This window comes from Pseudomonas sp. G5(2012), assembly GCF_000408945.1.
Taxonomy (GTDB): domain Bacteria; phylum Pseudomonadota; class Gammaproteobacteria; order Pseudomonadales; family Pseudomonadaceae; genus Aquipseudomonas; species Aquipseudomonas umsongensis.
This window is the reverse complement of sequence record NZ_APIO01000006.1, coordinates 66161-79411: the sequence shown is the minus strand read 5'-3', so window position 1 is coordinate 79411 and position 13251 is coordinate 66161. Positions and strand designations below refer to the sequence as shown.

At 60.1% G+C, this 13251-nt stretch carries 13 protein-coding genes; 6 read left to right on the top strand and 7 right to left on the bottom strand.

Annotated features, from left to right (window positions below; translation table 11 throughout):
- Positions 1–7: 7 nt before the first annotated feature.
- From codA to PG5_RS02625, 5 genes are all read right to left on the bottom strand, one after another.
- The gene (codA, locus tag PG5_RS02645) at positions 8–1255 is read right to left on the bottom strand and encodes a cytosine deaminase (protein WP_020795529.1); all 1248 of its coding nucleotides are present in this window, start codon (positions 1253–1255) and stop codon (positions 8–10) included.
- A 102-nt stretch (positions 1256–1357) separates the two neighbouring features.
- Complete coding sequence (locus PG5_RS02640) at positions 1358–2188, bottom strand: alpha/beta fold hydrolase (RefSeq protein WP_042955214.1); 831 nt, start codon at positions 2186–2188, stop codon at positions 1358–1360.
- Between the two features lie 83 nt (positions 2189–2271).
- Positions 2272–2628: a 6-carboxytetrahydropterin synthase QueD gene (gene queD, locus PG5_RS02635; RefSeq protein ID WP_008056290.1), complete on the bottom strand. Its 357-nt coding sequence runs from the start codon at positions 2626–2628 to the stop codon at positions 2272–2274.
- Between the two features lie 75 nt (positions 2629–2703).
- The gene (locus tag PG5_RS02630) at positions 2704–3783 is read right to left on the bottom strand and encodes a hypothetical protein (protein WP_020795527.1); all 1080 of its coding nucleotides are present in this window, start codon (positions 3781–3783) and stop codon (positions 2704–2706) included.
- A 104-nt stretch (positions 3784–3887) separates the two neighbouring features.
- On the bottom strand, positions 3888–4589 hold the full coding sequence (locus PG5_RS02625) for a murein L,D-transpeptidase catalytic domain family protein (protein WP_020795526.1): 702 nt from the start codon (positions 4587–4589) through the stop codon (positions 3888–3890).
- Between the two features lie 82 nt (positions 4590–4671).
- Between PG5_RS02625 and PG5_RS02620 the strand changes: the two genes are divergently transcribed.
- The 3 genes from PG5_RS02620 to PG5_RS02610 all read left to right on the top strand — a co-directional run bounded on the left by PG5_RS02620 (position 4672) and on the right by PG5_RS02610 (position 8129).
- Positions 4672–6426: a murein L,D-transpeptidase gene (locus PG5_RS02620; RefSeq protein WP_020795525.1), complete on the top strand. Its 1755-nt coding sequence runs from the start codon at positions 4672–4674 to the stop codon at positions 6424–6426.
- A 109-nt stretch (positions 6427–6535) separates the two neighbouring features.
- A complete protein-coding gene (locus PG5_RS02615; RefSeq protein ID WP_020795524.1) occupies positions 6536–7324 on the top strand; it encodes a 6-hydroxymethylpterin diphosphokinase MptE-like protein in 789 nt (262 codons plus the stop codon).
- Between the two features lie 145 nt (positions 7325–7469).
- Positions 7470–8129 carry a ribonuclease T2 gene (locus tag PG5_RS02610; protein WP_020795523.1) on the top strand — a complete coding sequence of 220 codons (660 nt, stop codon included), beginning with the start codon at positions 7470–7472 and terminating at the stop codon, positions 8127–8129.
- A gap of 7 nt (positions 8130–8136) precedes the next feature.
- Here PG5_RS02610 and PG5_RS02605 read toward each other — a convergent pair whose 3' ends face one another.
- A complete protein-coding gene (locus PG5_RS02605; protein WP_033044156.1) occupies positions 8137–8607 on the bottom strand; it encodes a hypothetical protein in 471 nt (156 codons plus the stop codon).
- 208 nt (positions 8608–8815) lie between these two features.
- Here PG5_RS02605 and PG5_RS02600 point away from each other — a divergent pair, with 208 nt between their 5' ends.
- Positions 8816–10387 carry a GGDEF domain-containing protein gene (locus PG5_RS02600; protein ID WP_020795521.1) on the top strand — a complete coding sequence of 524 codons (1572 nt, stop codon included), beginning with the start codon at positions 8816–8818 and terminating at the stop codon, positions 10385–10387.
- Positions 10388–10510: 123 nt separating this feature from the next.
- Positions 10511–11917, top strand: a complete 1407-nt coding sequence (locus tag PG5_RS02595) for a DUF1254 domain-containing protein (RefSeq protein ID WP_020795520.1) — start codon at positions 10511–10513, stop codon at positions 11915–11917.
- Positions 11918–11970: 53 nt separating this feature from the next.
- Here PG5_RS02595 and PG5_RS33140 read toward each other — a convergent pair whose 3' ends face one another.
- Entirely contained in the window at positions 11971–12279 is a 309-nt protein-coding gene (locus tag PG5_RS33140; RefSeq protein ID WP_080725375.1) for a hypothetical protein, read from the bottom strand.
- A 155-nt stretch (positions 12280–12434) separates the two neighbouring features.
- Between PG5_RS33140 and PG5_RS02585 the strand changes: the two genes are divergently transcribed.
- A complete protein-coding gene (locus PG5_RS02585; RefSeq protein WP_020795518.1) occupies positions 12435–13229 on the top strand; it encodes an exodeoxyribonuclease III in 795 nt (264 codons plus the stop codon).
- Positions 13230–13251: the final 22 nt, after the last annotated feature.

Genomic DNA, 13251 nt, shown 5'->3' with positions numbered 1-13251 from the left:
GCAACCTTCAGATCTGCTCGCTGGAGAACTCCACCACCGGCATCGTGCGCTTCATCAATACCTTGCCGCCGCGTACCGAATACAGCGGCAAGCCCTGGCTGCGGATCACCTCGTAATCGCTTTCCGCCGAGAGGATCAGCAGATTCGCCGGCCGTCCGGGTTCGAGCCCGTAGCGCTCACCCAGGGCCATGGCCTTGGCGCTGTTGACGGTGACCAGGTCCAGGGCGTTTTGCAGGTTGCGATACCCGAGCATGTGGCAGATATGCAGGCCGGCTTCGAGCACCCGCAGGATGTTACCGTTGCCCAGCGGGTACCAGGGGTCGACGATCGAGTCCTGGCCGAAACATACGTTCATGCCGGCTTCCAGCAGTTCGTTGACCCGGGTCACGCCCCGGCGTTTCGGGAAATTGTCGAAACGTCCTTGCAGGTGAATGCTTTCGGTAGGGCAGGAGACAAAGCTGATCCCTGCGTGCCCAAGCAGGCGAAACAGCTTGGCGCAGTAGGCGTTGTCGTACGAGCCCATGGCCGTGGTATGGCTGGCGGTGACCCGCGAGCCCATGTCGCGGCTGCGGGCTTCTTCGGCCAGCACTTCAAGGAAGCGTGACTGCGGGTCGTCGGTTTCATCGCAATGCACGTCCACCAGGCAGCCCGTGCGCTCGGCCAGGTCCATGAGGAACTTCACCGAGCTGACGCCCTGGTCGCGGGTGTACTCGAAGTGCGGAATGCCGCCTACCACATCGGCACCCATGCGGATGGCTTCCTCCATCAGCTCGCGGCCATTGCGGTATGACTCGATACCTTCCTGGGGGAATGCGACGATCTGCATGTCGACCAGATGCCGGCTTTCTTCGCGCACCTCGAGCATGGCCTTGAGCGCCGTGAGCTGCGGGTCGGTGACGTCGACGTGGGTGCGCACGTGCTGGATACCATGGGCGGCAAGAGCCTGGAGGGTTTTCCTGGCGCGAACCCTGGTGTCTTCTTCGGTGATGGTGACCTTGCGCTCACCCCAGCACTCAATGCCTTCGAACAGCGTGCCGCTCATGTTCCAGCGCGGCTCGCCAGCGGTCAGGGTGGCGTCGAGGTGGATGTGCGGCTCGACGAAGGGCGGCACCACCAGGTTGCCACCGGCGTCCAGATCGTCGGGGCCCAGGGTCGGCGCTTCGGTCTGCCGGGCGATGTTGCTGATCAGGCCGTTTTCCAGGTGCAACTCATGCAGGCCTTCCTGGTTGCGCAGCCGGGCGTTGATGATGTGCATCGGGCAGATCCTTTCAGAGAACCGTTTGGACAATAGCTCTACGTTAGCTCGGCAGCGGCGAATGCCGCCAGTGGTCTTTTCGCGGATGTACACTCTCTACTGTCAGGCCGTCATATCCAGCGGCAAAAAACGCATCAGCGCAGCGACAACGGCTTCAGGCGCATCCTCCTGCACCAGATGCCCGGCGTTGGCCACCGCATGAAACTGCGCTCCAGGTATCATCTGCTGCAAGGCACGCCCGCGATCGATGGGAATCCATTGGTCGTCCTTTCCCCAGAGAATCTGCACTGGGCAGCGAATCGTCGGGTACAGCCCCTCGGCCTCGCGGGTGTAGCGTTCGTCCATTTGCGCGATCTGCCGATAGAATCCCGCTTGCCCAGGATCACCCAACCACGGTTGCACGTAGGGTGCGAGTTCGTCATCCGGGATGTTTCGCTTGATTGCCCCGCGAATATAAGCCGCCACGATGGCTCGCTGGATATAGTCCGGCACACCACTGAAAGCGGCTTCGTACTGACGGACATGCTGCACGAAAGGAGACCCCCAGGGCGTTAGCGCCACCGGATCGATCAATGTCAGGCTGCGGTAATCCTTGCCGTTGAGCAAATGGCTGCGCAGGGCGGTTGCCCCGCCAAAGTCGTGGGCCACCACATCCGGGCGGTCCAGGCCCCAGTGTTCCAGCAATTGGGCCAACAGTTGGTTTTGTACTCCCAGGGAGACATCGCCATCGACCTTTTCCGATTGCCCGTAGCCCAGCAAGTCGAAGTAGTACACCCGGTGGGTGGCGATGAAGTGCGGCGCAATCCGATGCCAGACAAACGAAGAGAAGGGCGTGCCGTGCACGAACACCAGCGGCGGTCCATCGCCGCGTACGGCGTAGCGAACGTTATGCCCATTGAAACGATAGCTTTGAGCCAGCGGCCAGTCAGTCATTTGCGTGTCCTCTTGGCGGATGCAAGGGCAAAGCATAGGCATAAAAAAACCACCGGTCTCGGTGGTTTTTTTGATCGAATGGCTCACTCGCCGCGATAGATGCACCCACTGGTGCAGGTCTCGTGAATCCGGATGGCGCTCAATTCCGGCAGCAGCGGCTTGAGTTCAGCCCAGATGAATTTGGCCAGCACTTCACTGGTCGGATTCTCCAGGCCAGGAATATCGTTCAGGTAGTTGTGGTCCAGACGCTCGTACAACGGCTTGAAGATCGCCTTGATTTCCGAGAAATCACGAATCCAGCCAGTATGCGGGTCGAGGTCGCCACTGAGGTGAATCGCCACTTTGAACGAGTGACCGTGCAGGCGGCCGCACTTGTGACCGTCCGGGACGTGAGGCAGGCGGTGGGCGGATTCGAAGGTAAATTCTTTGAAGATTTCCACAGTGGTTTCAGCTCTGTTCAGGTGGCGATCGCCGCGGCGATGTGGGCAGATGGCGAGTTTAACAGCTTGTCCTGACTAAAGGGTCAGCAAGCGTTCGGCGAGATGACCGTTGGCCGTCAGTTCGAGAAACTCGTCGCCCAGGCGGCGGCTTTCCTCCATCGTCGTGCGCCAGTATTTCTGGCGGCTCGGGGCGTCGCCCATGAAGCGCTTGAAGTCATTACGATCCGGCAATTTGCCATAAGGCAGGCGCGCCAGGTATTCCTTCGATGGTGCCAGCAACACCACATCCTGCAAGCGCGCAGGGCAGGCGCGGCGCCACGGCAAGGTCTTGTCGAACCAACCGGGAATCACCCGGTCGGTGAAGTGCGGATACAGCACGATGTCATTGCCGCTGTAGGGCAGGTCCAGGTGATAGTCCAGCAGGCCGCCATCGCGGAACGTGCCCGCACCAGCGCCTGGCAGGTGGCGAACGCCTTCCATCACCATCGGGATCGAACCCGAGGCCAGCAGGGCCTGGCGTAGATTGGAGGTGTCCAGTGCGACGAAGCGCGACGGGAAGTCGTTCAGCGCGTTAACCGGTGGTGCCAGGCGCGGGTCGTGGATGATCAGCCGTTCGAAGTGCCGGGCCAGCCGCGCACGACCGCGCAGGTTATCGGCGATCACCGACGACAAGCCCAATCCCAGGCGGCCACGGTGGTCGTCCGCGAGCAAGCCGTGACTTTTGACTACCATGATGTTCAAGCGATAGTAGGGGTTGTCGAGCAGGGTCGCGTCACGACCATCGAGCAGATCATCGAGCATGCGCCGCGAGCTTTGGCTGATCTGCGCCATGGTTACGCCTTTGGCGAAGTTTTGTTCGGTATAGAGGTGGCCAAGGCGCCGCAAGCCTTCGGCAGCATCCGGCAGGCAGGCGCTGGCAAAGCGCCACGAGCCCACCGATGCGCCGATCAACGAGCGCTCGCGCGGTGCCGCCGGCAGCCATTCGCCGAACAATGCCAGGTCCAGCCCCTGAATCCCCAGGGCTTTGGGCCCGCCAGCCGCGCCGGGTAGCGTGCCAACATCCGCAGCGCTCAAGCCACGCTCGCGAATGCGCGCCAGCGCCCTGGCGCCGGCCTTGAGGGTCAGGGAGGGGAACTTGATATGGATAGCGGTCATACCGGTCTCGAATGCGGGCGAACGAGCGGATTATAAGCGTGTAGGTGACGCAATTTCCGTGATGCAATGTCCGCCTTTAGTAGATACCCGCTTCAGCAGTCGGTTTACTGGCGTGACGTGACCTTGTCCGACGAGGCCACCGTGCCGCTGCCGCAATTGATGTAAGAAGAGGATTTCAGCCAGCGCTGGTCCGGGTAGTAGGAAAACAACAGCTGCCCATCTTTCATCGAGTCGATCAGGCGGTGAGCGATGGCCGGCCTGACCGCCGGGCAGCCGAGGCTCCTGCCGATCCGGCCGTTGGCGCGGGCCAGCACCGGGCTGACATAGGGCGCGCCGTGAATGACGATTGCCCGGTCGAAAGCGTTATCGTTGAAGCCAGGCTCCAGGCCTTCCATGCGCAACGAATAACCGTTCTGGCCGACATAACTCTGTTGGGTACGGTACAGGCCCAGGCTGGTTGCGAAACTTTCGTTCTGGTTGGAGAACTGGGTCGCCATGTTTTCGCCGCTGTTACGGCCATGGGCAACCAGTTCGTGGAACAGCAGCTTGCGTTTTTTCAGGTCGAACACCCACAGGCGCTGTTCGGTAGAAGGCAGGGAATAATCGATCACTGCTAGTCTCTGTGCCGGTGCTGCACCTTGGGCACGGGTACACTGTGTTGCGCGAACCGCCAGGGCAATGACCTTGGCATTGGCGTTTGGAGCAGCTTTGGCCAGCGCGACTTCGAGCGAATCGGCGTAGGCTGATGGAAGGATAGCCGACGTCAGCAACAGGGCTGTCAGGAAGCCAAAGCGATGTAGCGCCATAAAAATGTCTCATCAGGAATATGTCGAGTCTAGCAGCGAGTTGAACGCTAGCCCTTTGATTACAGGCGATTAAGGATTATCCATGGGTCAATTAACAAGGTTATTCGTCATAAGCCGCGTATTTTTTATGGTCTTTCTGATCAGCGGCACTGCTGTGGGTGAAACTTCGCCGATCGTGCCGGTATCTCCGGCGTCAGTGAGTGTGCTTGGTGCAGCGCCCGATGACGAAATCGGCCAGGCGATCCAGGCGCAGCTCGAACCCTTGCAATCGGCATTTCCTCCGCTGCTGACCTCACGCAAACATCAACGGGTGGATGTGGCCCGGGTGGTGCTGGATTTTTATTCGCACCGCAATTTCCGCGCCGCGTGGATGAACGGGCGAGATGTCAGCCAGTTGCTCAAGGGCCTGGATGATACCCAGGCCGATGGCTTGGTTCCTGCCGATTATCGGGCCGGCGAGCTGGCCCAGGCGCAACTGGCGTTGCAGGCCACGGCGCCAACCCCGGCGCAATGGGCGGCTTTCGATATTGCGGCGACCCGCACGTACGTCACGGCGTTGCTGCAGTTGCGCCGGGGCAAGGTTGACCCGGCACGCCTGGATTTTCATTGGAACTTCGAACCCGAGGGCATCGATCCTCGCGAAGACATGAACACCTTCTTCACCGCCCTGGATGCTCACGACGTGGCTCGCGCTTTCGCCCAAGCGCCACCCCAGGAAGCCGTTTATCGCAGCCTGCGCGAGAGCCTTGCGCAATTGCGCAAGGTCCGCGATGCCGGTGGTTGGCCGAAAGTCGCCGAAGGGCAGTCGCTCAAGCCCGGCATGGACAATGCTGCTGTCAAGCAGTTGCGCGCGCGCCTGGTGGCCGCCGGGTACCTGGACCCGCAAAAGTCCAAGCGTACCGATTACGACGACAGTGTCATTGCCGCGGTGAAGAAATATCAGCTTGAACAATACCTTGGCGCAGATGGCGTGGCGGGCGCGGGAACCCTGGCGGCGCTGAATGTACCGGTCGAGGCGCGAATCGACCAGGTGCGGGTGAACATGGAGCGGGCGCGCTGGTTGCTCTATAAGCTGCAAGGCACTTTTGTCATCGTCGATATCGCTGGCTACAAGGTCGCCCTGTACCGCGACGGTCAGCCGATCTGGCGTTCCCGGGTGCAGGTCGGCAAACCGTTTCGCAGCACGCCGGTGTTCCAGTCCGAAATCACCTACGTCACCTTCAACCCCACCTGGACCGTTCCGCCAACGATTCTCGTCAAGGATATGTTGCCCAAGATCCAGCAGAATCCGGGTTACCTGGCGGCCAACCGGATTCGCGCCCTGGATCGGCAAGGCAATACGCTCGACCCGTCGACCGTCGACTGGTCCAATGCGCGCGGCATCACCCTGCGCCAGGACGCCGGCCCGGATAACTCGCTCGGGCAGGTGGTGATCCGGTTCCCCAACGACTATGCGATCTACCTCCACGATACCCCGCACCGCGAGCTGTTCTCCAAATCCATGCGTGCCACCAGCTCCGGTTGCATCCGGGTGGAGAATCCATTGCAGCTGGTTGAACTGCTGTTCAACGACCCTGTGCGCTGGAACGCGGCGGGTATTCAAAGGCAACTGGCCAACGGCAAGACTCAAAACATCAAGCTTCCCGTCAAGGTGCCCGTGCTGCTGGCCTATTGGACAGTGGATCTGAATAGCGACGGACGGGTGACGTTCAAACCGGACGTTTACGGTTACGATTCGCCAGTGCTTCGACTCTTGAACCAGCCTTCCAAGTTGCCTGCCCTGGAGTTGCAACGAGCAGAGCCGTCACTGGTCGTTACGGGTCAAGACACGCTGTAGCCCTGGCGCCTTGTCGAGAAGCCAGGCCGGGGGGACCCATTGAGAACCATGGACATGAAAATGGGTCACAGTTGATCAGTAAATAGGGATAGGGATAGGGATATTGACGATGGATGTTGCCGACAAAAAAACGACACTCATTTCCCGGGCGCTTCGGGTGCACGACCTGGATGAGTGTCGCAACATTCAAAAGGGGCCCGTGTTCATCGTGGCGTCGGGTAAATCGGCCAAGGATTTCCCGTTGCACAAGTATGCTGGCGTTCCAATGATCAGCATGAACGGTGCCATTTCGAAATTCACGGGTACAGGTATCAAGCCGTACTTTTATGTGTGTACCGACCAGGGTTTTTCCGAGCAACAGCCGGAATTGTTCACCGAGGCCATGCGCATCAGCGAGCGGGTTGCGCTGTGGGAAAAACATGTCTGGCACACCTCGCTTAAGCCCCAAGGCAAGCTGTACTTGCTGAGCCGGGCACCCAGATTGGTGTGGAGTGATTTTTTCAGGGCTGACAAAGACCTCGTCAGGGTCCGCAAGCTAGGCAGGGGGCGGAGTAAAACCCTGGGTTTCAGCAAGAACCTCAAGCGCGGTTTTTTTGACGCGCGTACCGTCGCCTACCTGGCGCTGCAGCTTGCCTATCACCTGGGATTCAACCGGGTGTTCCTGGTGGGAGTCGACCTGGACCCGACAGCGGGGCGCTTCTATGAAGTCCCAGGCAAATTCGTTTCTCCCTGCGTGCTCGACGACCATTTTCAGACGAGAATCCTGCCGTCGTTCGAGATCTTGTCGAAGCAAGTCATCAACGAGGATTTTCAGGTCTACAACTTGTCCGACGTCTCGAAAATTCCATCGCGATTGATTCCTCGGATGACCCTGGAAGAGCTCGACAGGTTGCTCTGACGGATTGTTCGACTGCACGACATCAAACATTTCGAATGACTCTCGTGGTGGAACGCGTTCGTGGCTGTGCCAAAGTATCGGCTTTTGACCGGCCCAATGTCGGTCGGTGTTATTTGCACTGAAGTCACCCCGAAGGAACGTGCCGATGAAAAGACTTTACGCCGCAGTCGCGCTGATCGTGTTGACGTTCGCCAGCGTGGGCCCGAGCAGCGCCCGGGATTCAGGGGGCGCCAGGCCGCAATCCGTGGCGGGGGTGTTCGACTACTATCTGTTGGTGCTGTCCTGGTCACCTACCTACTGCCTGACCCATCGTGACGACGCGCAATGTTCCGGCAAAGGCTATGGCTTTGTACTTCACGGCCTCTGGCCGCAATACGCCCGGGGTGGTTGGCCGAAGTCCTGCGCGCCGAGGGTGAAGCTCTCGCCAGAGGAGCGGGCGAAGGGCTTGATGCTGTTCCCGACCAACAAGCTGCTCGAGCACGAATGGGCCAAGCACGGCACATGCAGCGGCCTCGGCGCCATCGGTTACCTGGAGGCCTCCGACAAGGCCTTGGGCGCGGTCAGGATTCCCGAGCAACTGCAACCCTTGAATAACACGCTTTATTTTTCAGCCCGGGACATTGAGCAGATGTTTCGCCAGAGCAATCCGGGGTTGCCGGGGGACGGCATTGCGGTGATCTGCAACGGGCCGCAGTTGTCGGAGGTTCGGGTCTGCATGGACAAGGACCTGGCGTTCGCGTCTTGTGGCACAGGAGTGAAGACACGATGCCGCGCCGGGGATATCCGGGTTCCACCTTTGCGGTGATGGTGCTTCACCCGAGCTCCAGTCCTGCCTGGACCACCGACAGCAGATTGTTTTCGGTCAGCGCGACCGCATCCGGTTGCGCTACGGCTTGTTCGATTACTTGTAGCCACCAATGTGTTGCGCCGTGTTCGTCCACGGTGCGCAACAGGGCCAGTTCGTTGCCTTTGCAGTGGATTTCGACCCGCCCCTCTCCATCCGCCGTGAAGCGTGCAACGGGATCGAGCGTGATGCTGTGGTGATTGCCGGTGATCACCAACTGGTCGATGGCATAGTCGAAGGTGTCGCCCTGCGGGTGGCTCTCGAACACGTGAGTGGGGTTGCGCCGCAAGACCAGGCCGGCCTCGGTCAATGGCTGTAACCAGGCCTCGATCCGGTGATACAGCTCGTAGACCTGGCCCGGCCAACTATCGATCGCCTGATCGATGCCGGAGGGCCGGGTCTGTTTCAGTTTTATGGCCAGCTCGTCTGCCTTGCTCATTTCATTTCCCTGTCGTGGTGTAACACTCATCGTAGCTCCTTGATGGTGATGTGGCAGTTGTCCTGCGTCATGTCGCTGACGGTTTCCAGGGGGTGGTTAAACATTTGGTATCTGCTGCGCTTTTCTCGCGGGTAACATCGTAGACTTGGCGCCCAAAACCAGAGGCATGGGGGTGTCGCTCGTGCCTTGTCCTTTCAGGGAGCGCTTTTTGCCAACACGCCTTGATGAGTTGTATCACGCCCAAGGCATCGCCTTGAAACGCATACCGCTGCGCAACGCCGCAGTGTTGTTTATCGGCGCGGTGTGCCTGTGCCTGTGCGCCTTGCTTTATTTGCAACTGGAACAGTCCCGGCGCCATGACCTGAGCCAGGCCCAGGTCGCTTCGTCGAACCTGACGCGGGCCATGGCGCAGCAGGCCGAAGACACCTTCATGCAAGCCGATCTGGTGCTGACCAGCCTGGTGGACTGGATTCAGGCCGACGGATTCGGTCCAGCCCAACGTCCACGTTTGCAGAAGACCTTCGTCCGGCGGGTGCAGGCGCTGGATCAATTGCACGGCATCCTGTTGTTCGACCAAAAGGGCCAGTGGGTCGTGACCTCGTTTGAAGCACTGCCTCGCGGCAACGGCGTGGCAGATCGCGAATACTTCAGGTTTCACCAGCAGAACATTTCTTCCGTGGCGCACATCGGCCCGGCCATCCGTAGTCGGGAAAATGGCGAATGGATCATTCCGATCTCCAAGCGGGTCAATGACAGGAAGGGTCAGTTCCAGGGGGTGCTGCTGGCCGGGATCAAGATGTCGTACTTCGAGCAGTTCTTCAAAGGCTTCAGTATCGACGACAACGGCGCGATGTTCCTGGCATTGACCGATGGCACGTTGCTCGCCCGTCGGCCCTATGTGCAAGCGCAGATCGGTACGTCATTGGCCAAGGGTGAAATCTTTCAGAACCTGCTGCCCCGCGCGACTTCCGGCAACGCGATGTTCGCCTCAGAGATGGATTCGATTGTCCGCCTGCATGGTTATCGGCAGCTGGAGGCCTACCCGCTGGTGGTCTCGGCGGCATCGTCGCGGGACTCGATTCTCGCGGACTGGTACGACACGGTATTTCGCTCCAGCGCCATCGTCGTGTTGGTCATTCTGGGCATCGGACTGATCGGCTGGGTGTTCATACGCCAGGTGCGTGTGGGTGAGCAGGTCGAGGCGGACTTACGACAAGCTCAGCAAGCACTTGAGCTGATTGCCACCCACGACAGCCTGACCGGCCTGGCCAATCGCCGGTTGTTCGAGCGGGCCCTCGATATCGAATTCGGGCGCGGTGCCCGCCAACAAAGCCCGCTGAGCCTGATCATGCTCGATATCGATTTTTTCAAGCGGTACAACGATACCTACGGTCATGTGGTGGGCGATCACTGTCTGGCCGAAGTGGCACGTGCCGTGAAAAGTTGCTGCCATCGCAAAGCCGATCTGGCGGTGCGATACGGTGGCGAAGAGTTTGCGGTGTTGCTGCCTGACACCGATATCCAGGGCGCCATGAACCTTGCCGAACAGATTCGCCGCGGCGTAATGGACAAGAACATCAGCCATTCGGGATCGCCCTGCGGATACGTGACCGTCAGCCTCGGTTGCTATTCGTTCGTGCCAACGGGGCGCGATAGCGTGGAAGTGTTCATCCAGCGCGCCGACGCGGCGCTGTATCAGGCCAAGCATTCGGGCAGGAACCGTTCGGCGACGTTGTCGGTGGAGGGCGGGGCGCAGGCACTCGTGCGATCAGACCGCTGACGTGGCTGCGCGACTACCGGTAGCCGATTGTCTGCCTGTCAGAACTTGTTCAATTGATCGTCTAGAGTTCCGATAGCTCTGCCACTCCCGGCAGATCTCCCCATCGCAAGGACGATCGCCACTATGTCGATAACCCAAGCTTTGTCCTCCATAGCCCTTATTGTTGCGTCCAGCGCGGTCTTTCCGCTGGTCAGTCAGGCGCAATCGAAAATCACCGCCGAAGAAGCGCATGCCATTGGCGTGGATGCCTACGTTTACTTTTATCCGCTGTTGACCATGGACATCACCCGCAAGCAATTCACCAACATCGAACCGGGCAAGGAGTTCGGCAAAGGTCCGATGAACATGTTTGTGAGTGTGCCAGAGTACCCGCCTGCGAATTTCAAAGGGGTGGTGCGTCCCAATTTCGACACGTTGTATTCCATTGCCTGGCTCGACCTGACCAAGGAACCGCTGGTCATCGCTGCGCCAGACACAGCCGGACGCTTCTATTTGCTGCCGATGCTCGACATGTGGAGTGACGTATTCGCTTCGCCAGGCTGGCGCACCACCGGAACCGACGCTGCGCAGTTCCTGGTGACGCCACCGGGATGGACCGGCACAGTGCCTGCGGGACTGAACCATCTGCCGGCGCCGACGCCTTTTGTCTGGGTGATCGGGCGAACCAAGACCGATGGCGCGGGGGACTACGCGGCGGTGCACAAGATCCAGGCCGGCTACACCGTGACGCCGTTGTCTCGGCTGGGCAAAGGTGCTGAACCGGTCAGCGTCAAGATCGACCCGGCCGTGGACATGAAGACCCCGCCGAAAATCCAGGTCGACACAATGTCGGCGGCCGACTACTTCGCCTACGCCGCCGAACTGCTCAAGGTGCATCCGGCCCACGGCACCGATCAGCCGCTACTGGCGCAAATCAAGCGCATCGGCATCGAACCTGGCAAGTCGTTCAGCATGGATGCCCTGGACCCTGAGATAAAAGCTGCCTTGGAGACTGCGCCCAAGGACGCGCAAGCACTGATGGCGTGGAAGGTGCCTACCCTCGCACGGGTGGTCAACGGCTGGTCGATGAACACCGACACCATGGGTGTCTACGGCAACTACTACCTCAAGCGCGCGATCGTGGCGCAGGTGGGGCTCGGCGCGAATCTGCCGGAAGACGCGATCTATCCGTTGAATATCGGTGATACAAATGGCAATGCCCTCGACGGCGCGCACAAATACGTGCTGCATTTCGCCAAGGATGAAGTGCCTCCAGTGAATGCCTTCTGGTCGATCACGCTGTACGACCCTGAAGGTTTCCAGGTAGGGAACGAGCTCAACCGATTCGCGGTCAGCAGCTGGATGCCGTTCAAGAACAACGCTGACGGCTCGCTCGATATCTATTTCCAGAATGAAAACCCTGGCAAGGACCTGGAAGCCAATTGGCTGCCGGCGCCCAAGGGGCCGTTCAACCTGACCATGCGCTTGTACGGTCCGAAGTCCGAGGCCTTGAACGGCAAGTGGAATCCGCCAGCGGTCAAGCAGATGTAGTGCGGGCAATCGAGGCAGCCGACGATGATCCGTCATCGGCTGCCTTTACGCGTTCAGCTGCCCGTCCCGCCGCCAGCCCCGCCAGCCCCGCCGGTCCCTCCGCCAGCCGCCCCGGTGCCCCCTCCGGCACCCGAACCGCTGTTGCTGCCCGCGCTTCCACTTGATGAGCCGGTTGCACCACCGTCACCGGCGTTGCCGCCCGAGGGCGAGCTCGGCGTGTTGTCCGGTGGCATGACCGGCCCGCTGGTTGCGCCGGATTTAGTGCCCGCCGCCTCAGCACCATCGCCGGCTGCGAAGGTGGCCAGGGAGGCCGCGCAAAGCAATCCAGCGAGAAACAGCGAAGTGATTCTGGTGTTTTTCATGGTCCGTCTCCAAAAGATGGGTCGTTACCTGAAGTTGGTGTGAAGGGCAGGGCGGTTGGTGCCGGTTGCATGACGAGTGGCAGGCTATGGTGGACCGAACACCTGGCAGGCCGTGCGGTCACACCCATGAGACCCAGCCAAACGGGACGGTGGTCATGAAAAAGCTGCGAATTGCGACATTCAACGTCAACGGCATGCGCGCTCGCCTGCCAAATCTGTTGGCCTGGCTTGAGCGCGAACAACCGGATATCGCCTGCCTCCAGGAACTCAAGTCGGCCGACAGTGCGTTTCCCGCCGCGCAGCTAGAGGCCATCGGCTACGGAGCGATCTGGCAGGGGCAGGCGTCGTGGAACGGGGTGGCGATTCTGGCACGCGATGCGCAGCCACTGGAAAGCCGTCGAGGTCTGCCGGGCGATGACGAGGATAATCACAGTCGATACCTGGAAGCTGCCGTACACGGGATTGTGGTGGGTTGTCTGTACTTGCCCAACGGCAACCCGCAACCAGGGCCGAAGTTCGATTACAAACTGGCCTGGTTCGAGCGCCTGATACGTTACGCAAAGGCGCTGCAGGGCAGTGAGCATCCGGTGGTACTGGCGGGTGACTACAATGTGGTTCCCACCGACCTCGACATCTATAACCCACGTTCCTGGCTCAAGGATGCCTTGCTGCAACCCGAGAGCCGCGAGTGTTATCAGCGTCTGCTGGACCAGGGTTGGACCGATGCTCTGCGACACCTGTATCCGAACGAGCGGGTCTACACCTTCTGGGATTATTTTCGCCAGCACTGGCAGAAGAACTCAGGGTTACGCATCGATCACCTGTTGCTCAACCCGGCCTTGAGTCCATACCTGGAGGACGCGGGTGTCGATGCCTGGGTGCGCAACGAACCCCATGCCAGCGACCATGCGCCCACCTGGATTCAGTTGAGCTCGCGTAAGCGCCGTTGAGTGTTCTTGCCGGCCGATTGGC

Coding starts and splice junctions, on each gene's coding strand:
- PG5_RS02595 (WP_020795520.1), top strand. CDS start 10,511: ATGTCGATAACCCAAGCTTTGTCCTCCATAGCCCTTATTGTTGCGTCC.
- PG5_RS02640 (WP_042955214.1), bottom strand. CDS start 2,188: ATGACTGACTGGCCGCTGGCTCAAAGCTATCGTTTCAATGGGCATAAC.
- PG5_RS02605 (WP_033044156.1), bottom strand. CDS start 8,607: ATGAGCAAGGCAGACGAGCTGGCCATAAAACTGAAACAGACCCGGCCC.
- PG5_RS02585 (WP_020795518.1), top strand. CDS start 12,435: ATGAAAAAGCTGCGAATTGCGACATTCAACGTCAACGGCATGCGCGCT.
- PG5_RS02615 (WP_020795524.1), top strand. CDS start 6,536: ATGGATGTTGCCGACAAAAAAACGACACTCATTTCCCGGGCGCTTCGG.
- PG5_RS02610 (WP_020795523.1), top strand. CDS start 7,470: ATGAAAAGACTTTACGCCGCAGTCGCGCTGATCGTGTTGACGTTCGCC.
- codA (WP_020795529.1), bottom strand. CDS start 1,255: ATGCACATCATCAACGCCCGGCTGCGCAACCAGGAAGGCCTGCATGAG.
- PG5_RS02620 (WP_020795525.1), top strand. CDS start 4,672: ATGGGTCAATTAACAAGGTTATTCGTCATAAGCCGCGTATTTTTTATG.
- PG5_RS02630 (WP_020795527.1), bottom strand. CDS start 3,783: ATGACCGCTATCCATATCAAGTTCCCCTCCCTGACCCTCAAGGCCGGC.
- PG5_RS02625 (WP_020795526.1), bottom strand. CDS start 4,589: ATGGCGCTACATCGCTTTGGCTTCCTGACAGCCCTGTTGCTGACGTCG.
- PG5_RS33140 (WP_080725375.1), bottom strand. CDS start 12,279: ATGAAAAACACCAGAATCACTTCGCTGTTTCTCGCTGGATTGCTTTGC.